General features: G+C 55.2%; 20 protein-coding genes. 7 read left to right on the plus strand and 13 right to left on the minus strand.

Translation table 11 applies throughout. From position 1 onward, the window contains the following. Positions 1-55: 55 nt before the first annotated feature. From crl to gpt, 3 genes are all read right to left on the minus strand, one after another. Positions 56-430 (minus strand): sigma factor-binding protein Crl, encoded by a 375-nt coding sequence (crl, locus tag J5224_RS15265; protein ID WP_264626185.1) that lies wholly within the window; start codon positions 428-430, stop codon positions 56-58. Between the two features lie 107 nt (positions 431-537). Further along, on the minus strand, positions 538-1,788 hold the full coding sequence (frsA, locus tag J5224_RS15270) for an esterase FrsA (RefSeq protein WP_264626186.1): 1,251 nt from the start codon (positions 1,786-1,788) through the stop codon (positions 538-540). A 186-nt stretch (positions 1,789-1,974) separates the two neighbouring features. Then, entirely contained in the window at positions 1,975-2,433 is a 459-nt protein-coding gene (gene gpt, locus J5224_RS15275; RefSeq protein ID WP_264626187.1) for a xanthine phosphoribosyltransferase, read from the minus strand. A gap of 417 nt (positions 2,434-2,850) precedes the next feature. Between gpt and pepD the strand changes: the two genes are divergently transcribed. After that, the gene (gene pepD / locus J5224_RS15280) at positions 2,851-4,311 is read left to right on the plus strand and encodes a beta-Ala-His dipeptidase (RefSeq protein ID WP_264626188.1); all 1,461 of its coding nucleotides are present in this window, start codon (positions 2,851-2,853) and stop codon (positions 4,309-4,311) included. 55 nt (positions 4,312-4,366) lie between these two features. On the opposite strand, the gene dinB is transcribed toward pepD, so the two are convergent. Together dinB and J5224_RS15290 are read right to left on the minus strand one after the other, a co-directional pair. Beyond that, on the minus strand, positions 4,367-5,425 hold the full coding sequence (gene dinB, locus J5224_RS15285) for a DNA polymerase IV (protein ID WP_264626189.1): 1,059 nt from the start codon (positions 5,423-5,425) through the stop codon (positions 4,367-4,369). Positions 5,426-5,481: 56 nt separating this feature from the next. Beyond that, positions 5,482-6,291, minus strand: a complete 810-nt coding sequence (locus tag J5224_RS15290) for a helix-turn-helix transcriptional regulator (RefSeq protein WP_264626190.1) — start codon at positions 6,289-6,291, stop codon at positions 5,482-5,484. 236 nt (positions 6,292-6,527) lie between these two features. Between J5224_RS15290 and J5224_RS15295 the strand changes: the two genes are divergently transcribed. Beyond that, positions 6,528-7,298 carry a class I SAM-dependent methyltransferase gene (locus tag J5224_RS15295; RefSeq protein ID WP_264626208.1) on the plus strand — a complete coding sequence of 257 codons (771 nt, stop codon included), beginning with the start codon at positions 6,528-6,530 and terminating at the stop codon, positions 7,296-7,298. A gap of 224 nt (positions 7,299-7,522) precedes the next feature. Further along, positions 7,523-8,245, plus strand: coding sequence for a peptidoglycan meso-diaminopimelic acid protein amidase (gene dpaA, locus J5224_RS15300; protein ID WP_264626191.1), 723 nt, complete (start codon positions 7,523-7,525; stop codon positions 8,243-8,245). Here dpaA and J5224_RS15305 read toward each other — a convergent pair. Beyond that, positions 8,216-8,983, minus strand: coding sequence for a class II glutamine amidotransferase (locus J5224_RS15305; protein ID WP_264626192.1), 768 nt, complete (start codon positions 8,981-8,983; stop codon positions 8,216-8,218). The two genes, dpaA and J5224_RS15305, sit on opposite strands and share 30 nt — an antisense overlap. Positions 8,984-9,021: 38 nt before the next feature. Continuing rightward, positions 9,022-9,606, minus strand: coding sequence for a D-sedoheptulose 7-phosphate isomerase (lpcA, locus tag J5224_RS15310; RefSeq protein ID WP_196907719.1), 585 nt, complete (start codon positions 9,604-9,606; stop codon positions 9,022-9,024). A 360-nt stretch (positions 9,607-9,966) separates the two neighbouring features. Between lpcA and fadE the strand changes: the two genes are divergently transcribed. Next, entirely contained in the window at positions 9,967-12,414 is a 2,448-nt protein-coding gene (fadE, locus tag J5224_RS15315) for an acyl-CoA dehydrogenase FadE (RefSeq protein ID WP_264626193.1), read from the plus strand. A 210-nt stretch (positions 12,415-12,624) separates the two neighbouring features. Here the strand turns inward: fadE and mtnK are convergent, their stop codons facing one another. Continuing rightward, positions 12,625-13,827, minus strand: coding sequence for an S-methyl-5-thioribose kinase (gene mtnK / locus J5224_RS15320; protein ID WP_264626194.1), 1,203 nt, complete (start codon positions 13,825-13,827; stop codon positions 12,625-12,627). A gap of 149 nt (positions 13,828-13,976) precedes the next feature. Here mtnK and mtnA point away from each other — a divergent pair, with 149 nt between their 5' ends. Further along, positions 13,977-15,005 (plus strand): S-methyl-5-thioribose-1-phosphate isomerase, encoded by a 1,029-nt coding sequence (mtnA, locus tag J5224_RS15325; RefSeq protein WP_264626195.1) that lies wholly within the window; start codon positions 13,977-13,979, stop codon positions 15,003-15,005. A 42-nt stretch (positions 15,006-15,047) separates the two neighbouring features. On the opposite strand, the gene J5224_RS15330 is transcribed toward mtnA, so the two are convergent. The 3 genes from J5224_RS15330 to J5224_RS15340 are packed head-to-tail and all read right to left on the minus strand — an operon-like array spanning position 15,048 to position 16,908. Further along, complete coding sequence (locus tag J5224_RS15330) at positions 15,048-15,590, minus strand: 1,2-dihydroxy-3-keto-5-methylthiopentene dioxygenase (protein ID WP_264626196.1); 543 nt, start codon at positions 15,588-15,590, stop codon at positions 15,048-15,050. 11 nt (positions 15,591-15,601) lie between these two features. Further along, positions 15,602-16,297 (minus strand): acireductone synthase, encoded by a 696-nt coding sequence (gene mtnC / locus J5224_RS15335; RefSeq protein ID WP_264626197.1) that lies wholly within the window; start codon positions 16,295-16,297, stop codon positions 15,602-15,604. Next, on the minus strand, positions 16,294-16,908 hold the full coding sequence (locus J5224_RS15340) for a methylthioribulose 1-phosphate dehydratase (protein WP_264626198.1): 615 nt from the start codon (positions 16,906-16,908) through the stop codon (positions 16,294-16,296). The genes mtnC and J5224_RS15340 overlap by 4 nt, the downstream gene beginning before the upstream one ends. Positions 16,909-17,170: 262 nt before the next feature. On the opposite strand from J5224_RS15340, the gene J5224_RS15345 reads away from it, so the two are divergent. After that, positions 17,171-18,328, plus strand: a complete 1,158-nt coding sequence (locus J5224_RS15345; protein WP_264626199.1) for a pyridoxal phosphate-dependent aminotransferase — start codon at positions 17,171-17,173, stop codon at positions 18,326-18,328. Then, on the plus strand, positions 18,316-19,083 hold the full coding sequence (locus J5224_RS15350; RefSeq protein WP_264626200.1) for an amidohydrolase: 768 nt from the start codon (positions 18,316-18,318) through the stop codon (positions 19,081-19,083). Before J5224_RS15345 ends, J5224_RS15350 begins: the two co-directional genes overlap by 13 nt. A gap of 389 nt (positions 19,084-19,472) precedes the next feature. On the opposite strand, the gene hpxK is transcribed toward J5224_RS15350, so the two are convergent. Both hpxK and J5224_RS15360 read right to left on the minus strand, forming a co-directional pair. Continuing rightward, complete coding sequence (gene hpxK / locus J5224_RS15355; protein ID WP_264626201.1) at positions 19,473-20,732, minus strand: allantoate amidohydrolase; 1,260 nt, start codon at positions 20,730-20,732, stop codon at positions 19,473-19,475. Continuing rightward, complete coding sequence (locus J5224_RS15360) at positions 20,729-21,976, minus strand: pyridoxal-phosphate-dependent aminotransferase family protein (RefSeq protein ID WP_264626209.1); 1,248 nt, start codon at positions 21,974-21,976, stop codon at positions 20,729-20,731. The genes hpxK and J5224_RS15360 overlap by 4 nt, the downstream gene beginning before the upstream one ends. Positions 21,977-21,994: the final 18 nt, after the last annotated feature.

The following is a 21,994-nucleotide window of genomic DNA, read 5'->3' on the forward strand; positions in this document are numbered from 1 at the left end:
CGAATCTGCCCCGCTCTCGCAAACGGTAACGCGGCGCAGACTCAAAAGAGAGGCTTCACGGTCGCTCGGTGAGCGTCAAGGCGGGTTCCAAAGAGTGTAATAGCTTTTCCAGACGCGTATGAAACTGCTGTTGCGTCTCCTGTACTTTGGTCAGCACTTCGGTATCCTTAATTTTCTCTTCTTGCCAACGGCCCGTTTTATCGTACAAGCCAGTATGGTAGGAATAAACGAGTGTCTGTTCCTGGGCTTCCAACTGGAGCCACCATCCCCAGAATTCCCGTTTTTCCGGCACAGGTTTCACACTAACGCATACCGCCAGGCAATCAAAGAAAAAACGCTCGTTGCCGCACTGATTCTCGCGTAGATAGGGCCCCAATGAGGCAAAACTTTTCATGAGCCGGGCTTTCGGGTGTCCACTCGGTAATGTCATCGGTTTACTCCTCAGGTTGAAGCTTCTTTTTTAACAGATGGCAACAATAAATTAAACCGCTATACCCGTCATATGTTCAGGTTATTCTTTCTTTGTGAGTCCGATGATTAGGCATTCAGCGTCCCCTTTAGCCAATCGCTGATATGGCCCAATGCCTGATGAAAATTACGGTATATCGGCGCCGACTTGATGGGCAACAATTTACCGTTGGTGGACGAATTGACGATCAGGCTCGCTTCTTCTTTCGGGCACAGCAGGTCATTATCCCAATACCCCGCCAACATCGGCGTCGGGCAACGGTGGCCCAGTAGCCCCTGCGTTTTTAGCGAGTAGCGGCCCAGTTCCGTTTTTAGCGCCGCATCGGTGGCATTCGCCATGCCAAGACGACTGGCCAGCACATCCATATACATATCCGGCACCTGATGTTGGCGCAGGGTATCACACAACAAATGGTGCACGATGGGGCCAAGCGTTGCGACACCGCGCAAACGGCCCGGTTCCAGATAGGCCAACCGCACCGCGATATTGGCACCGAAACGGAAACCAAAGGCACCCACGCGGCAGTGATCGACCCAGGGAATATCAGGCAGCGCACGCAATACTTGTCGGTGCAGAAAACTGCTGTCTTCACTGAGCTTCCAGCGCGATGAAAAGCCTACCGACGGCACATCAATGGTCAACATAGCCATGCCCGCGGGTGCCAGGTAGTCACGGAACAGGCGATAATAGTCGCTTTGCAGCATATCGAGCGTGCCGCACATCAGCACGGTCGGGAACGGTGCTGAGCCCTGCTCAGGCAAGTGCAAAAAGCCGCGCAGGCTGCCGCCGCCTTCAATGGGAAAATCCAGCGCTTTTAACTGGTACGGCAAGTAGTTAGCCGCTTCTTCATAGGCACGGTTAGCCAGCGTTTGTGCTTGCTCCGCCAGTTCGTCCCCTTTGATATAGGGATAAGCCGCAATGCTGTAGAGATTGGCCGCATTCAGCCAATAGTGACCATCGTGCTGGGTCTCTTCGCTTTCCATCGCTTTGGATTGCCAGGCGGCACCCTGCTTGGCCCACTCATAAATCCAGTTGCCGCTGCGGTAGCCCACCACGGTATCCAGAAAATGTTCATTGCTGCGTTGCGCGGTACTGACCGTAATCCGTGCCAGCACTTCTTCGATTTCACGCGGATCGACACCGCGCCAGATCCACATCAGGCGGTTCAGCGTGCGATACCAGTGTTTTGAATAGCGTCCTTCCAGCGCGGAATGACGCTCAACGTCTTCATGGTGGCGAGCGCGCCTGACCAGCGTTGATGTCTCTTGATGTTTGAACGAGGGTTTAAACAGTGTCTCAGAGAGATTGGCTTGAACCACGGCAGTCTCCTAGATACGGCATGATTGAGAACACGAAAACGCACGGCTGATGCGCATCGAAATGAACGTGCTACACAGGCTTCTTGGAGCCTTTAAAAAAAAATTGCCCGGCACAAAGCCGGGCAATTAACATAACATTAGTTAGCGTCTGAACGCTATGCCGGAAGGCGATTACCGCCCAGCCTGTTACCGTCCAACCAAAGGCGGAACAAACACCACGCCCATGTCCCACGGTTGCTCAATCCAGGTGTCCTGCGGGATATCAACCACGTAGTCATCAACCAGCGGACGTCCGGCTGGCTTGGCGAAGATGGTGATAAAATGCGCTTTCGGATACATATCGCGAATCGCTTTCGCCGTTCCCCCGGTATCCACCAGATCGTCGATCACGATAAACCCTTCACCGTCTCCCTCGGCACGTTTCAGGACAGTCAGCTCACGCTGGTTGTCGTGGTCATAGCTGGAGATACACACGGTATCCACATGACGGATGCCTAATTCACGCGCCAGCAGTGCACCGGGAACCAACCCGCCACGGCTAACGGCAATAATGCCTTTCCATTGTTCGGCTGGCAGCAGACGCTGGGCCAGTTTACGGGCATGAATTTGCAACATATCCCAGGTGACGACGTACTTTTCGCTCATAAAAATCTGTCCTGACCAACGTTAAATTGGCTTAATTCGAGTCTGAGGGGGGAAAAAGGTTGCGCGAGATTATAGATAGCCGCCAGCATAAAAACCAGTATTTATCCACGCAATCGCTGCATACCTCTTGCTTTTGCCCTCACATTGCCGGGTAAAGACACCCTAGCACAAAGCGAAAAATAACGTTCATACCGGTTACTTAGCGCAAAGTATCGATGCAATATTCTTATTTTTACATTTTTTAAAGCACAAAATATCACAACCTTCGGCAATACAAATTGAAGATGCATCAAAACAGAAGGAAAGTGATATTCTGTCACTGACGTGCCGATTGCGGCGGCACACCCCGAAACGTTTAACTTGCAGGCCTTACGCACCTGATGCGCAGACGGGTCTGCTAACGAGGAGACGCTAATCGTGTCTGAACTGTCTCAACTTGCTCCCCAGCCTTTGTGGGATATTTTTGCCACCATCTGTTCCATTCCCCATCCTTCTTACCATGAAGAGGCATTGGCACAGCACATTTTAGCCTGGGCCGAAGGGCGTAATATTCACGCCGAGCGCGATGCCGTGGGGAATATCCTGCTGCGTAAAGCCGCAACGCCGGGGCTGGAAAACCGCAAAGCGGTGGTATTGCAGGCGCACTTGGATATGGTGCCGCAGAAAAACAATGACACCGTACACGATTTTACCACTGATCCTATCCAACCTTATGTGGATGGCGACTGGGTCAAAGCACGCGGTACTACGCTGGGTGCCGATAACGGGATTGGCATGGCCTCGGCGCTGGCGGTGCTGGCTGACGATCGCGTGAAACACGGTCCGCTGGAAGTGCTGCTGACCATGACGGAAGAATCCGGTATGGATGGCGCTTTCGGCTTGCAGCCCAACTGGCTACAGGGCGACATACTGATCAACACCGATTCAGAAGAAGAAGGTGAAGTGTACATGGGCTGCGCCGGCGGGATCGATTTTATCACCCGTCTGCCGCTGACGCGCGAAACGCTGCCCGCAGGTCTCACCACGTTCAAACTGACGTTGAAAGGGCTAAAAGGCGGCCACTCCGGCTGCGATATTCATTTAGGTCTGGGTAACGCCAATAAGCTGCTGGCACGTTTTCTGTTCCAGCACGCCGCGAAAACGGATATTCGCGTGCTGGATTTAAACGGCGGCACCCTGCGTAACGCCATTCCGCGTGAAGCGTTCGCCACGCTGGCCGTTCCTACGGGCAACGTCGCCACGCTGAAAACGCTGGCAGAACAATATCTGGCAACGCTGCAACACGAACTGGCTGCCGTGGAGAAAAACCTGACGCTGGTGCTGGAAGAAACTTCCAGCGATGCTCTGCCGCTCACCGCCGAATCCCGCGATCGCCTGCTGGCCTTGTTGAATACCACCCCGAATGGCGTCATTCGTATGAGTGATGAAGTCAAAGGCGTGGTAGAAACCTCGCTCAATCTGGGCGTGGTCACCATGAATGCAGAACAGGCAGAAATCGTCTGCTTGATCCGTTCACTGATCGACAGCGGTAAAGATGCCGTGGTTGGAACGTTGACGGCGTTGGGTCAGTTAGCGGGCGCTCACACCGCGCCGAAAGGCGGCTACCCGGGCTGGAAACCGGATGCCCATTCACCGGTGATGCAGTTGGTGCGTGAAACGTATCAGAAACTGTTCGACACCACGCCGAACGTCATGGTTATTCACGCTGGGCTTGAGTGTGGGTTATTTAAAAAGCCCTACCCGAACATGGATATGGTTTCTATTGGGCCCACCATTACCGGACCGCACTCTCCCGATGAGCAGGTGCACATTGCAAGCGTAGGCCGTTACTGGCAACTGCTGACCGCGCTGCTGGCGGCTATCCCAGAAAAAGCGTAATCAAGGCGCGCCGGGGCATTTACTGCCACCGGCGCGTTTTTTACTTCACGTCCCGTTACTCCAAATTCAGCAGCAGTTGGCGTTCCATTTGCGGATCGAGCAAAGTAACGTGCAACCCAACCAGCCTGACGCCTCGGGTCTGACGTCGTTCTTCCCAGGTTTGCCGCGCCAGACGCAGCAGATCTTGCTTATTCAGTTCGGGCCACACGTGCTCCTGCGTGGTCTGGCAAAAATCATCAAACTTCAATTTTACGCCCTGGCGGGCAATATGCAGGTCCGGTTTCACGCGCCTCAGGCGCAATTCCAGTTCCTGATAAAGTTGTTCCACCAGCCCCTCGCATTCATGCCAATGGTGGATGTCGGCGGCCAGCGTCTTTTCTACCCCCACGGATTTACGCAAACGATCGGGAGAAACCGCACGCTCATCAATGCCATGGCAGCGTTCCCATAACACACGACCAAATTTGCCAAACTGGCGCAGCAATTCGGCCAAATCGTACTGCCTCACATCTGCGCACGTGTGCAACCCCTTCTCTTCCAGCCGCTTTGCCGTCACCTTACCCACGCCGGGGATTTTTTCCAGCGGCAGTGCCAGCAGAAAGGCTTCCATGTTGTTGGGGGTAATCACAAACTGACCGTTAGGTTTATTCTGTTCCGATGCCACCTTGGCAAGAAACTTGATGGGAGCCACGCCCGCCGATGCCGTGAGCTGTAGTTCATTAGCGATTGTCTGGCGAATATCCTGAGCAATCAGCGTCGCAGAGCCGTTACACAGCGGGCTGTCTGTCACATCCAGATAGGCTTCATCCAGCGAAAGGGGTTCTATCAGCGTGGTGTAGCGGGAAAAGATATCGCGAATCAGGCGCGAGGTGGCTTTGTACACCTCCATACGCCCCGGCAGGAGCTTAAGCTGAGGGCACAAACGCAACGCAGTCGCCGTCGCCATAGCACTGTGCACGCCGTAACGGCGGGCGGGATAGTTGGCGGTGCTGATCACGCCCCGTCGATCTGCACTGCCGCCAATCGCCAGAGGAATATCGCGCAGGCGCGGATTATCACGCATTTCAATGGCGGCATAGAAGCAATCCATATCGACATGAATAATTTTACGCATACACCCTCCAATTACTGTACAAAAATACAGTAACAAAAAACGGTATGCAAGTAAGATTAACGCGGTGTAGGCCCATCTCCGGTATCCGCAGGAATCAACATCACTAATTTGAATTCCTGATGCAACGCCGGATGAAAAGTCTGCTGCTGATAGGTTATCTCCTCGCCGGTAGTGGCGTGGTGAAAGCGCCGCTCGCCGCCTTCGCGCGCCATCACCGCTTGCTGTGTCCACCAGCGTTCGAACTCACGGCTATCCCGACACAATTGCACCACCAACTCACGCATCAGCTCATGGGAGTAATGGCTCGATTCGGCACGAAACTCCGCCACCACACGGCGAGCGCGCTTGGGCCAATCCACCACCAACTGCTTTGCCAGCGGGTGAACAAACATGAAGCGCAGCAAGTTAGGTTGAGGGTCTTCACCTAACCAGCCGCGAAACAGCGCTTGTGCCTGCGCATTCCAGTCCAGCACATTCCACATGCCATCCAGCAGGTAAGCTGGGCAATTCATGCACTGCAACGCCGCAGTCACCTGTGTGCCCAAAGGCAAAGCCTCTGGCTGTTTGTCCGGATCTTTAACATTCGCCAGGTTAAACAAATAGTCACGCGCTGCGGGGGCAAGCTGTAATGCCACGGCCAACCGCGCTAGCGCCGCAGGAGAGACGGAGACCTCACGCCCCTGCTCTATCCAGGTGTACCAAGTGGTGCTGATGCGACTCAACTGCGCTAACTCTTCACGGCGCAAACCGCTGGTGCGCCGCCGTCCCGCAGCAGGTAGCCCGACCCTCTCCGGAGCGAGCATTTCACGCTGCGCACGCAAAAAAGCCCCTAATGCCTTTGGACCACTCAGTGAGCCATTATTCATGTTTTCTTGACCGTGTTGGTGAGCACTATGTTGGTGAGCACTACGTTGGTGAGCACTATGTTGGTGAGCACTACGTTGGTTAATACGAATCGTGTTAATTAAACTAGCACTATTCTATACCAGTATAAATGTTCATATTGTACCCGTATCAGAGGCTGCCTATAGTAACCACAACTCGGGTCATTCAGGTCGACGTAGCGCTGCGTCTTACCTTTGCCAACAGCATGAGAGCCATGATGAAAACTACACCGAATCACCATCAGCACGTCGTTGAACAATTTGGCGCACAGGCGCAGCACTATTTAAACAGCGCGGTACATGCGCAAGGGAACGATCTCACTTGGCTGGCAGAACGCCTCGCCGCGTTTCCCGATGCACACATTATCGATGTAGGGTGTGGCGCAGGCCATGCCAGCTTCGTTGCGGCGCAGCAGGTCGCCCGCGTGACGGCCTACGATCTTTCGACGGAGATGCTGAACGTCGTGGCGCAGGCGGCACAGCAGAAGGGGCTGAACAACATCCACACGCAGCATGGCCCTGCGGAGTCTTTGCCCTTTGCCAACGCCAGCGCCGATGTGGTCATTAGCCGCTATTCGGCACATCACTGGCACGACGTCGGGCGGGCATTGCGTGAAATCCAACGCGTGTTGAAGCCGGGAGGCACCGTGATTCTGATGGATGTGGTTTCGCCAGGCCATCCGGTGCTGGATATCTACCTGCAAACGGTAGAAATGCTGCGCGACACCTCACATGTGCGTAACTACGCGCCGGGTGAGTGGATGACGCTGCTGACCGAGTCAGGTTTTACCATACGTCAGCTTCAGGCGGATAAACTGCCGTTGGAGTTCAGCAGTTGGATTGCCCGCATGCGCACACCGCCACATTTCTCCAACGCGATTCTGGCGCTGCAAAAAACCTTGTCCGCAGAGGTCATCGACTATTTTGCGATTCAAGCCGATGGATCGTTCAGCACGGATATCATGACCATTGAAGCGCAATGCGCATAAATAGGACTGACACATCAGGTGACACTCTTTTTTTCTGTCAATGCGCTTGAAGAAGCGCAGAGAAAAAGCCGTGTCACCGTTTTCTTAACGTAAAAATGCCGTTTTGCTGCTTTTCTCGCTTGATAAAAATAAAGGCGATGATAATGTGGCTGCGCCTGTCTCACAAAAGATGAGCAGGGCAGCGGCTATCGTTTGTCACACAGCTTTTACCATCAGGATTAATAATGCAAAAAATCGCGCTGTCTATTGCGATGTTGTTTTTTTTGCCATCCGTCGTTGTTACCAGTGTCGCCAGTGAACCGGCTCCCATAGCAAAAGAATTAAAACAACAATTACTCGGTTCACCGATCTATATTCAGATCTTCAAAGAAGAGCGGATACTGGAACTGTACGCCAAGGTAGGAAATGAATATCGCCTGCTGGATCACTACCCCATCTGCAAATATTCCGGCGGATTAGGGCCCAAGCGTGTCGAGGGCGATCTGAAAAGCCCGGAAGGTTTCTATCAGATTGATCTGCGGCAGTTAAAACCCGACAGCCATTACTACAAAGCGATCAACATTGGTTTTCCTAATGAATACGATCGGGCGCAGGGCTATTCCGGTCGCTATTTGATGATTCACGGTGAATGTGTGTCTGTTGGCTGTTATGCCATGACCAACAACTATATCGACGAAATTTACCGTTATGCTGAAGCGGCGCTACGTAATGGACAAACCAAAATTGATTTGGCGATATATCCTTTCCGTATGACGGAAACCAACATGCAGCGCCACCGTAATTCCACGTATAACAGTTTCTGGCGTCAACTTCAGCCGGGTTATGCGTATTTCAACCAGAATTATCAGCCACCGTTAATCACGGTAAATAACGGACAGTATGTGGTTAATCCATCCGTTATCAGCAGTGAAAAACCCTCACGCTACGCGTTCACCCAAACAAAATAGCACGAACTCACCTGGCATAATTTGATGCCAGGTTTCATTTCCCGTCAGCGGCTGCGTCGCCAACACAGTGACGACATCATTGGGCGTCGTTTGCTGCTGAAAATCGATTTCCACATCTCTATCCAACAGGGTTGCCTTACCAAAAGGCGCACGCCGCGTGATCCAGTAGAGCTTAGTGGAGCAATATCCCATCACAAAGCGCCCGTCAGAGAGCAGCATGTTGAACACGCCTTTGCTTCTCAGCACATCGGCTTGCTCCGCGATAAAACGGAACACCGCAGGCCAACTGGCGGGCGTGCGCGGATAACGTTGCGCCAACTGATTGAGTAGCCAGCAGAAGGCGTACTCGCTGTCGGTTTGCCCCACGGGGCGGAAATGGCCTGTTTTCAGCCCGCGATATCCCTTCAACTGACCGTTATGGGCAAACGTCCAGTTACGCCCCCACAGTTCGCGGGTAAATGGGTGGGTATTTTCCAGCGTAACCGCGCCGCGATTTGCCTGACGAATGTGCGACACCACCGCGCAGGATTTAATCGGATACTCCTGCACCAGGCGGGCGATAGGAGAGTTGAAACTCGGCAACGGATCTTTGAACGTGCGACAACCATTGCCTTCATAGAAGGTAATGCCCCAGCCATCCTTGTGTGGCCCGGTGCCGCCACCGCGCTGTATAAGCCCGGTAAAACTGAAACAAATATCCGTCGGAACGTTTGCGCTCATCCCAAGCAGTTCACACATGCCCCCTCCTACCCCCTACTGCTAGCAACCTGGCGAGATTACTGCCCTTTTGCCATTTCTTTTTCGACTAACTGAATCAGGATATGAATCGCTTTGATGTGCACTTCCTGAATACGGTCAGCGTAACCAAAGTGCGGTACGCGAATTTCAACGTCCGCCGTACCCGCCATTTTTCCGCCGTCTTTGCCGGTCAGGGTGATGACTTTCATCCCTTTGGCGCGAGCGGCATCAATGGCTTTGATGATATTACCGGAATTGCCCGAAGTGGAAATCCCGAGCAGCACATCGCCTTCACGCCCCAGCGATTCTACATAGCGAGAAAATACGAAATCGTAGCCAAAATCATTGCTCACGCAGGAAAGATGGCTGGGATCGGAGATAGCAATCGCCGGGTAACCAGGGCGGTTCTCACGATAACGACCGGTCAATTCTTCGGCAAAATGCATCGCATCACAGTGTGAACCGCCATTGCCGCAGGAAATCACTTTGCCACCCGCCTTGAACGCATCAGCCAGCAGAACCGCCGCATTCTGAATCGACTGAATGTTCGCGTCGTCACTCAGAAAAGCGTCCAGCGTAGCCGCAGCCTCTTTCAGTTCACTACGGATTAAGTCCTGATACATAGGATCCTCTCGTTTTGTTCGGTAACAGGCGATAACTCTGCATCGCACGGGAGGTGCGCGCAGAGGGAATGCTGGCAGTGTAACGGATCGCGGAAACCGCGAGAAGTATGCTATGCCGCAATCAAGACAATTGCTGATGTTTATCACTGCTGGGGTAAAAACGCACCAGTTTGTGAGTTAAGTTGTAATTGTGTTGTAAATAAATTGATAAAAAAGACGCGATGCACTACACACTATACACATACAGGTCAGACCTCTTAGCAGATGTTTGCCGTAGTGATAACAGGATTGAGTGGGATGCGCGCAGGCGCAACGTGAACGGATCGGATTAACGGCCGATGACAACTCTGGAGACGAACTATGGTCGCAGTCAGTATTCTTGTTTTGCTGATAATGGTGGGAGCCCTGTTTTATCATCGGGTGAATCTACCGCTCAGCGCCGCGTTGCTCGTGGCCTACTTCGCATTGATGGGGGCTGGTGGGCTGTGGTCCTTCTGGCTGTTGTTGCCGCTGCTGGTGGTGCTGACGCCGCTAGTGGTGACCGCGCTGCGCCAAAAAGCACTGTCGGCCCCGGCTCTGCGGATGTTTAAGAAGGTGATGCCCACCATGTCAAACACCGAGAAAGAGGCCATCAACGCCGGGACTACCTGGTGGGAAGGCGAACTGTTTCGCGGTGCACCGGACTGGAAGATGCTGCATAACTACCCGCAGCCGACATTGACAGAAGAAGAGCAGGCATTTCTCGATGGCCCGGTGGAAGAAGCATGCCGCATGGCGAATGATTTCCAGATAACCCATGAGTTGGCCGATCTGCCGCCGGAGCTGTGGGCATTCCTCAAGCAGCACCGCTTCTTCGCCATGATCATCAAAAAGCAGTACGGCGGGCTGGAATTCTCCGCCTATGCGCAGTCTCAGGTACTGCAAAAACTAGCGGGTGTCTCCAGTATTCTGGCGATCACCGTCGGTGTGCCTAACTCACTCGGCCCCGGCGAACTGCTGCAACATTACGGTACCGACGATCAGAAAGATCACTACCTGCCACGTCTGGCGCGTGGTCAGGAAATCCCTTGCTTTGCACTCACCAGCCCGGAAGCGGGCTCCGATGCGGGCTCGATTCCTGATGTCGGCATTGTGTGCTACGGCGAATGGCAGGGCGAGCAAGTGCTGGGTATGCGTTTAACCTGGAACAAACGCTATATCACGCTGGCACCGATTGCCACCGTGCTTGGACTGGCATTCAAGCTGCACGATCCCGATCACCTGCTGGGCGAAGAAGACGATATCGGTATTACCTGTGCGCTGATCCCGACCAACACGCCCGGCGTGCAGATTGGTCGCCGCCACTTCCCGCTTAACGTGCCGTTCCAAAACGGTCCGACGCAAGGGGAAAACATTTTCGTTCCGCTCGATTACATTATCGGTGGACCCAAAATGGCCGGTCAGGGCTGGCGCATGCTGATGGAATGCCTGTCAGTGGGGCGCGGTATTACACTGCCGTCCAACTCGACGGGCGGCATGAAATCCATTGCGCTGGCAACCGGGGCGTATGCGCACCTGCGCCGCCAGTTCAAAATTTCCATCGGTAAAATGGAAGGGATTGAAGAACCGCTGGCGCGTATCGCAGGCAACACCTACGTGATGGATGCCGCCGCGACGCTGGTGACCGTAGGCATCATGCAAGGTGCCAAACCAGCGGTGCTCTCCGCCATCGTGAAGTATCACTGTACTCATCGCGGCCAGCGCGCCGCGCTGGATGCCATGGACATCACCGGCGGTAAAGGTATCTGTCTTGGCCCTTCCAACTTCGTGGCGCGCAGCTATCAGGGCTCCCCCATTGCGATCACCGTGGAAGGAGCGAACATCCTGACGCGCAGTATGATTATCTTTGGGCAGGGCGCGATTCGCTGCCATCCCTATGTGCTCAAAGAGATGGAGGCAGCACAGGATGGCAACCTGACGCGCTTCGATCGTGCACTGTTTGGTCATATCGGGCATGTCGGCAGCAATCTGGCTCGTAGTCTGTGGCTGGGGCTCAGCAATGGGCATTTGAGTCATGCACCGACCAAAGATGCCACCCGTCACTACTACCAGCGGATGAATCGCCTGAGTGCCAACCTGGCGCTGCTGGCGGATGTGTCGATGGCGGTGCTGGGCGGCGATTTGAAACGTCGGGAACGTATCTCCGCTCGGTTGGGTGATGTGTTGAGCCAACTTTATCTCGCCTCGGCGACGCTGAAACGCTTTGACGATGAGGGCCGCCAGCAGGCTGACCTGCCGCTGGTGCACTGGGGGGTGCAAGATAGCCTGCACCAGGCAGAAGTGGCCTTGAACGATCTGCTGCGCAACTTCCCGAACCGGGCGGTGGCGACCATCATGCGCATCGCACTATTCCCGCTGGGTCAGGTCAGCCCGGCGCCGAGCGATCGTCTGGATCATCAAGTCGCCAAGCTGCTGCAAACGCCAAGCGCCACGCGCAGCCGGTTAGGACGTGGCCAATACCTGACGGCCAGTGAGCACAACCCGGTGGGCCTGCTGGAACAGTCGTTGCAGGATGTGATGGCTGCCGAACCGATCCACCAGCGGCTGTCGAAAGCGCTGGGTAAATCCTTGCCGTTTATGCGACTCGATCGGTTAGCGGAACAAGCCTTGGCAGAAGGCGATATCACCGCAGAAGAAGCACAGATATTGATCCGAGCCGAAGCGAGCCGATTGCGCGCCATCAACGTGGATGATTTTGCGCCTGAGGCACTGGCTGCTCAGGCACCACAGGCTAAACCAACCACGAAAAAATCTGTCGCGGTAGCATGATGGTGTGCCGGGCTACGGTGGTAGCCCGGTATTTAGGGGACATGTTGCCGTCAGGATCAGCGAGCATTATTGAGATTTTTAATATTGCGGCAAGCATCCATCAATATTTGAGTCTGGATAAACATGTTGTTGTGACGTTATCAGCCCAAAAATAAAACAGCGCTAAACCGGCAACCGTTTCTATACCGGTTTAGCGTCTTCACGTTAAGGTTACGCCCCGCTCTGCCGCACCCGCGCCAATAGCGCAGCAACATCGGGAATATCACTCGCAGTCAAAATCAACGTTTTACCTAATTCAACGGCGTGACGCTGGCAAGCGTGGCGCGCCTGCGATTCTGCGATGCTTGCCAAATCGGCAACGTGCGAGAAACCTATCGCGCGCCGAATCAACTCCGTACCGGCATAACCCAGCGTATCCTGCCACACGTGTTTGAGGAACTGCTCTGCATACCCTGATTCCACCAGTGCCGGATCGCGGCCATTTTCGTGAACCAATGCGCTAAAGCGCACAGAAAAGGCGTGCCACAGCGCCGTGATATCCTGTAAACGGTTGTCGCGCGCGGCCGCGGCTTCTCGGGGAGCCAGCAGCCCAGGCAGACCGCAGAAATTCAGTAGCAGGTTACCCAGCACGGTGCCGATATCAAACCCGATGGGCCCATAGAAACCGAATTCTGCATCAATCACTTTCAGCGTGGTTGGCCCGACGAAAATCGAACCGCTGTGAATATCACCGTGCAACAGTGCCTCGGCGTTCGCCAGAAAACGGTGCTTGAGCGCCGCCACGGCGCGCTTAAGTGCGGCATCGCGCCACAGCACTTCCACCGTTGGACGCAACTCGGCATCAAAACGGTTACGTTCATGGTCGCGATAGGGATCGGTAAAAAACAGATCCTCGGTGATCTGACACAGTTCAGGATTGATAAAGCGCGAAACTGCCGCCTTTTTCTCATGGGGATGCGCGTAAAAATCAGAGGTGTGGAACAGCGTCTGCGCCAGATACTCTCCCACCTGCGCCGCCGCATGCGGATAGGCCTGACCGTCCACCAACTCGCGCCGCCAGATATGCAGATGAGAAAGATCCTCCTGTACCATCACCGCCAACGCCGCATCATGATGCAGCACCTTAACCGTGTGTTGCGGGCAATAGTGCGCATGCACCAGCAGGGTTTCCGCTTCAATGCGCGCTCTGTCGAGAGTTAATGGCCAGGATTCCCCAACGCAACGCACATAAGGCAACGCCTGTTTGACAATGACACGGCTCACGCCCTGCGTATCGCGGATTTTAAACACCAGATTGAGGTTGCCATCACCAATTTCATCGGCGGCCACCAGCGTCTGCGGGTCCGGCACCGCACCAAATTGACGGGCATATTCAACGGCATCTGCCGCGCTAAAGGTACGATACAGGGACATCACCACCTCTTCTTATGACTCGACTATCGATTAATTCGCTATCTGCCGTCCAGTTTTAGACATAAAAGCGTTTGGACGTCTATACTTCTGTTTTTCATATTGGCAGAATAAGAAAATCAACGCAATACGCAACAGGAATTTAACGACCCATGCAGAGCTTTAACACACTGAGTCTTAAGGTGACGAATAACCAACTTTGGATCCTCGACCAACAGGCTTTACCCCAGGAAACGGTATGGCACCCCAGTCCGGATGTGGCAGCGCTGGTTGAGCATATTCGTACTCTGCGGGTGCGTGGCGCACCGCTGATCGGACTTTCCGCCAGCGTGCTGTTAGCGCTGCTGGCGGAAAATGGCATGCCAGTAACTGCGCTTGAGCAAGCACTGGAAACCCTGCGTGCCGCGCGCCCTACTGCCGTGAATCTGATGAACAATCTGGATCGTATGAAACAGGCACTGGCGCAGCCTCAGCCTGTTCCTGCACTGGTGCAGGAAGCCTTGCGTCTGATCGAAGAGGATCGCGCCCTGTGTGAACAGATTGCTCAGCACGGGGCCACATTGGTCAAACCCGGCAGTCGTCTGCTTACCCACTGCAATACCGGTGGATTAGCCACCGCGGGCGTCGGCACCGCCATCGGGGTGATTCACCATGCGCACCGCCAAGGACACGTGGAACAGGTCTGGGTGGATGAAACACGCCCCTTATTACAAGGGGGGCGGCTGACCGCCTGGGAGTTGGGGGAATTGAACATCCCCTATCGTTTGATTTGTGATTCGATGGCCGCCACCCTGATGGCACAGGGTCAAGTCGATGCCGTCTGGGTCGGCGCCGATCGCATTGCCGCAAACGGTGATATTGCCAACAAAATTGGCACTTACAGCCTGGCCGTGCTAGCCCATTATCATGGTATTCCGTTCTATGTCGCCGCACCGCACACGACGCACGATGCGGCCTGCCTAGATGGCAAGGCGATCCCCATTGAGCAGCGCGCCGCCACCGAGGTGACCGGCGTGGCGGGCAGTTTTGGCGCTTGCCAGTGGGCACCACAAGATGCGCAGGTTTATAACCCTGCTTTTGATGTCACACCCGCTTCACTGATTAGCGGCTGGGTGCTGGATAGCGGCGTGATAACACCCGAACAGGTGCAAGCAGGGATCTTCGCTCAGGCATTGCGCTAAACCCTTGCCTCCAGCCAACGGCTGGAGGCAAAATCGGCATGACTATGCCAGCTTCGGATAAGCATCGGCAATGGCATCACCGGTAAAGTGCGCCACCCAACCGTCTGGATTATCGAACAGGCGAATCGCGGTAAAATGCGGCTCGGAACCCATATCGAACCAGTGCGCGGTGCCCGCAGGTACCGACAACAGATCGTTCTTCTCACACAATATCTGATAAATCTTGCCGTTCAGGTGCAGGCAGAATAGCCCGGCACCTTCAACAAAGAAGCGCACCTCATCTTCGCTGTGTGTATGCTCAGACAGAAATTTGGTGCGCAATGCGTCTTTCTGCGGATTGTCGGCACGCAGACTGATCACATCCCAGCTTTGGTAACCTTTCTCTGCCACCAGCTTATCAATTTCATGCTGATACGCCGCCAGCACTTCTTCCGCTGTCGGAGCAGCGCTCAGCGTGCGATCGGCCTGCCAGCGTTCAAACCGAACGCCTATCGCGGCAAGCGCCGTTTGGATAGCGTCCGCCTCGCGGCTGTCCCATACCGGTTGGCTGGCGTCATTGTCGTTAAAAATGGTTAATGCACTCATGGCAAAACTCCTTAAACGGCGCTGGTGGCCTGGGATGGGTCAATTTGGTCGAAACGCGCCACCTGACGATGAAAGCTTTCCACATCCGCCTCATCACGAATCAACTGGCACGTTTGCCAACCAGCCTCGGCGGCCGCGTCCAACTCTTGATGAATGTCAGACAAAAACAGCAACTGCTCACCGGGTAGTCCAATGGCCTGGGCAATATGATGGTATGAACGCGCTTCTCGCTTGGCACCGACGCGAGTGTCAAAGTAGCCACTAAACAACGGGCGTAAGTCCCCGGCATCGCTATAACCGAACAGCAGTTGCTGTGCTTCCACCGACCCCGATGAGTAGACGTAGAGCGCGATCCCTTGCTCATGCCACCTGCGCAGTTGCGGCGCAACGTCGTCATACACATGACCACGGAAATCACCGTTGAGATAGCCGTTGCGCCAGATAATCCCTTGCAGACGTTTCAATGCTGTTGATTTGCGATCCTGCTCCATAAATTGATGCAGCGCGTCCAGCAAGGTGGAGGCTTGCGCCTGCGGCTGACCGATCTCTTCACGCAACAGCGCCAGCGTTTCGGCTATCTCGGGCTGAGTGTCAGCCTGCGCCACCGTCTCCGCTAAACGCGCGCGCGCGTAGGGGAACAGGATGTTATGCACAAAACGGATATCGCTGGTGGTGCCTTCAATATCCGTCACGATGGCCTTGATCATTTTACCTCCAGCAAACGGCGTTGCAGTTCACACTGAAACAGAAACTCGAGCCCTTCCAGATGACGGCGAGCCTGCGCGACATCCTCTCCCCAGCAGTAAAGCCCATGACCACGCACGAGAAAACCGTAGCGCAGCGTCTGGGTATCCGCGTATGCCGCGACGCGTGCTGCCAGTGCGGGAATATCCTGATCGTTGGCAAAAATGGGAATGGCAACGCGGTCAAGGTGGGTATGCTGCCCTTGCAGAGATTTCTGCATCTCATACCCTTCCAGCACCAATGCATCGCTTTTTTCTACGCGGGAGAGCACGGTTGCGTTCACGGAATGGGTATGCAACACCGCCCCGACTGGCGCAAAGCGACGATAGAGTAACGTGTGCAGGCCGGTTTCAGCCGACGGCGTGCGCCCGCTGGGAACATGGTTATCGGCAATATTCACCAGCAAAAAATCATCCTGATGCAAACTGCCCTTGTCCTTACCGGATTCGGAGATCAGGCAACGGTCTGCATCCAGACGCACCGACATATTGCCGCCGGTTGCCGGACACCACCCTTTTTGCCCAATCCAATGACAGGCCGCGACTAACGCCGCCAGTTCTGGGTTTTCACTCATCGTTCATCCTGTGCAGGTGTGCTCTTCACCACAGCGTTTATCACTGTGGTTAGTACGTTTTGTTATAGGTTAGACGCCAATGGAATTTAGCCGTTTAAACGTCCATGCGTCTTGATTGCCAAATACTAGCATCGTGTTATATTGGCTCGCAATACAGCAGGTTTGCAGGAGTTCATTTCTACCATGAGTGCCGCACTTTTTCCCGAAGCATCGTGTTATATTGGCTCGCAATACAGCAGGTTTGCAGGAGTTCATTTCTACCATGAGTGCCGCACTTTTTCCCGACAGCAAACTGCCCGCATTGGGCACCACCATCTTTACCCAAATGAGCGCGCTGGCCCAGCAGTATCAGGCGATCAACTTGTCACAGGGGTTCCCGGATTTCAGCGGACCAGATTACCTGCAACAGCGTCTGGCCTATCACGTTGCCCAAGGGGCGAACCAGTATGCGCCGATGACCGGAGCGGCACCGTTGCGCAGCGCGATTGCCGAAAAAACCGCGGCACAGTATGGCTGGCAGCCTGATGCCGACAACGAAATCACGGTCACAGCCGGGGCCACCGAAGCGCTGTTTGCCACCATCGCTGCGCTGGTGCGGCCCGGCGATGAAGTTATCTGTTTTGATCCCAGCTATGACAGCTATGCGCCGGCTATTGAGCTGGCGGGCGGCGTGGTGAAACGCGTTGCGCTACAGCCACCGCTGTTTAACGTGGACTGGGCGGCGTTTCGCGCGCTGTTAAGCGCCCGCACTCGTCTGGTGATCCTCAACACACCACACAATCCGTCTGCCACCGTGTGGCATCAAAGCGATTTCGAGCAGTTGTGGCAGGCGATTGCCAACCACGAAATCTACGTGTTGAGCGATGAAGTCTATGAACACATCTGCTTTGCACCGGAAGGGCACGCCAGCGTTCTGCGCCACAGCGAACTGCGCCAACGCGCTATCGCGGTCTCTTCCTTCGGTAAGACCTACCACATGACCGGTTGGAAAGTGGGTTATTGCATTGCCCCTGAGGCCATCAGTGCAGAAATTCGCAAGGTACACCAGTACCTCACCTTCTCCGTCAATACGCCGGCGCAATTAGCCATTGCCGATATGCTGCGCCATGCGCCAGAGCACTGGCAGGAACTGCCGGAATTCTATCGTGCACGCCGTGATTTTCTGGTCAATGCGCTCTCCGCCAGCCGTTTTGACGTGCTGCCCTGTGAAGGAACGTACTTCCTGCTGGCGGATTACAGTGCCATTTCTGATCTTGATGATGTTACTTTCTGTCGCTGGCTAACGGAACACGCCGGCGTGGCGGCGATCCCGCTTTCGGTTTTCTGCGCCGATCCCTTCCCGCACAAATTGATTCGACTATGCTTTGCTAAACAGGAATCTACCTTGCAAGCAGCGGCGGAACGCTTATGTCGACTTTAACGATCACGCTACTACAACAGCCTTTGGTATGGCTTGATGGGCCAGCCAACCTGAGCCATTTCGATGCCGAGTTGGAAACGGTGCGCGGCAGCGATCTTATCGTGCTGCCAGAAATGTTTACCACCGGATTCGCCATGAATGCCGCAGGCAAAGGGCTGTCACAATCGGTGGTAGAAACCTGGCTGCAAGAGTGGGCCAAAGAGACCAATGCGCTCATCGGCGGCAGCATTGCGGTTGCCACACCCAAAGGTGCAGTCAACCGCTTTGTACTGGTTTCACCGTTGGGCGACGTTTACCACTATGACAAACGCCACCTGTTTCGCATGGCCAACGAGCATCACCATTTTGAAGCCGGACATGAACGCCTGATTATCGAATGGCGTGGCTGGCGGATATTGCCGCAGATTTGCTATGACCTGCGTTTCCCGGTGTGGTCACGCAACCGTCAGGATTACGATCTGGCGCTGTACGTGGCAAACTGGCCCGCCCCGCGTGCCCACCATTGGCGTACGCTGCTCGCGGCACGCGCCATTGAAAATCAGGCCTATGTGGCAGGGTGCAACCGTGTCGGCACGGATGGCAACGATCACAGCTATCAGGGTGACAGCCAGATAATCAACCCGCTGGGCGAGATCGTCGCGCGTGCGCCAGAGAACCAGCCTGCGCAAATCAGCGCAGAACTGTCGCTGGAAGCACTGCAAAGCTACCGTGAAGCATTTCCGGCATGGCGGGATGCGGATAGGTTCACACTGTAGTCAGTGAGACGGCACAGGCCGTTATGCTGTTTAGATGAAACGAGGCATCACATGTATGCCATGTCCGCGTTAGGTTTCGTGCGCGAAAGCGTCACTGTATCTCTGCCACCCGCGTGGCACGCGCCCGACACGGGGTGTGCAGTCGCCCCCACCCCGTGCCCCCGGGCTTTTTGCGGAATACTGCCGCTGCGCGGTGCCTTCGGAAACGGTCGCCGCCGGACGGACCGCGCTCGACGCGTTCCCGACGCGGCGAGCGCTTTCGCAGCATCCATGCTGCTCATCCTGGCATCTCCCCTTTCCTCAGCAGCATTCGACGCGGGAGAACACCAAAAGAATCACGACCAAACAAAATTGAACAAAGGTACGTTGCCGATATATCAAAAAAAACACTATTCCTTAGCGAAATTGAGTACCACCCCCAGCCATGCGCGGAGCGCCTGCGCCACGTCCACCGTGGTGACAGACTCATCCGGGTGGTGGCTAATCCCCCCTTTGCAGCGCACAAACAGCATGCCGACCGGCCAGCGCTCTGCTATCGCAATCGCATCGTGTCCGGCACCGCTCGGCAAAGCGGGAGCACGCCCTTGTACCTGAGTAACCGCTTCACACAGCAACCGCTGTAGTCCCTCATCACACCGCGTTGGGGCAATGCGGTAATACTCTTCAGCCTCAAAGCGACAGCCACGCACCTGCGCAACCAGCTCGCCATGAGACAATAAATGTGCCAGCAACGCAGCCAGTGCTTTCTCCTCCGGCCCGCGTACGTCCAGCGTTAAACGCACCTCACCCGGTATCACATTCGCGGCCCCCGGGGCACATTGCAACGTACCGATGGTTGCCACCAAACCGGACGCCTGCTCGCGTGTCAGTTGCTCAACCAGAACCATCCACTGTGCCGCTGCCGCCAGCGCATCCTGACGTTGCGTCATCGGCACCGTACCGGCGTGACCCGCCGTTCCCTGAAACACACAGTTTAACCGGCGTGCACCGTTGATCGCTGTCACCACGCCCAATGCGGCGTTATCGTGTTCCAGACAGGGGCCTTGCTCAATATGCATTTCCAGATAGGCGACAATGCTTTGTGGCACACGCGCCGCACGTCCGATCCCCTCCGGGCATAACCCTGCCTGCGACAACGCTTGTGATACGCTCACACCTTGCGCATCCTGGCAGGATAGCCAGTTTTTAGGCCAGGTACCGGTCAACCCTCGGCTGCCCAGCAGCGTGATACCAAAACGCGTTCCCTCTTCGTCACCAAATCCCACAATTTCCAACGCTACCGGCAAGCGAATCTGCTGTTGATGCAGAAAGCGCACCACCTCAATGGACGCCAACACGCCCAGCATGCCATCGTAGCGTCCGGCATTACGCACCGTATCAAGGTGCGAACCTAACAATACCGCCGGCGCATCGGGCAGATTGCCTTCATAGCGACCGCAGATATTGCCGACCGCATCCTGCCACACCTGCATTCCCGCTTCCCGCATCCATTCCCCCACGCAGGTATTGGCACGCAAATGCTGCGGCGACAGGTAAACCCGCGTCAGTTGATCGGTATCTTCACTGATCTCTGCCAGGGTATCGCAGCGCCACATGACCCGCTCAGCGGCCGATTGCGCCGTAAAGCGCGATAACCACGGCGAACTCATTGCGCCACTCCGGCGCTGGCGTCATAACGGTCCCATGCTGCTTGCAATCCCGCGCCCTGCACCGTGCGGAAACCGTGGCGGTTGAGCACCGCTTCCAGCGCGCTCAGGGTTTGCATCACACAATCTTTGCGGGCGTTATACCCCATAGTACCGATGCGCCAGATTTTCCCCTGTAGCGGACCAAATGAAGTGCCGATTTCAATGGCAAAATCATTCAGCAAGCACTGGCGGATTTGCTCACCCTGTATGCCCTCAGGGATAACCACACCGGTCACGTTATTCATTTTGTGTTGCTTATCACCGTAAATACGCAACCCCATGCCTTCCAGACCGGCGACCAGCGCCTCACCGTGCAGTGCATGGCGTGCGATGCCCTTATCCAACCCCTCTTCGAGCATCACTCGGGCACACTCCCGTGCAGCGAACAGCATGCTGGTGGCTTCAGTATGGTGGTTCAGGCGCTCAGGCCCCCAATAGTCCATCACCATGCCGAGATCGAAATAGTTGGAGTAGATCATCTCTTCTTCGCCGTCGCGATGTTCAGCCGTGCGAATCCCCTGCTCCACGCAGCGACGACGGCGTATGGCCGCTTCCATCTTCGGACTGAGGGTAATCGGCGCGCTGCCTGAGGGGCCACCCAGACACTTCTGCAAACCGGCAGAAACCGCGTCCAATCCCCAAGCGTCCGTCTCCAGCACGTTGCCACCGAAAGACGCCGTGGCATCGGTATAAAACAGCACATCATGACGACGGCAGATATCGCCGAGTTCGGCCAGCGGCTGCAACATGGTGGTGGAGGTATCACCTTGCACCGTCAGTAGGGCTCGCGGGCGCAACCGTTGGATGGCATATTCAATCTTATCCGCGGTAAAGACTTCTCCCCAAGGCACTTCGATGGTGTGAACATCGGCGCGGCAGCGGCGCGCAATTTCACATAACAGATGCCCGAAACGCCCAAACACCGGCACCAGAACCCGATCGCCGGGGCGGATCGCCGAGAGCAAAATGGCCTCGATACCCGCGCGCGATGTACCATCCACCAGCATGGTCCAACGGTTTTCTGTGCGGAACAGCTGACGATAAAGCGCCATGGTTTGGTTCATGTATTCCGTCATGGCCGGATCGTATTGACCAATTAACTGACATGCCATGGCACGCAGTACACGGGGATCCGCATTGATCGGGCCGGGTCCCATCAATAAACGGTGAGGCGGATTGATCTGCGCGTATAATTCGTTATTCATCATGCACAACTCCAAAAA

Source organism: Candidatus Symbiopectobacterium sp. NZEC135, assembly GCF_025962695.1.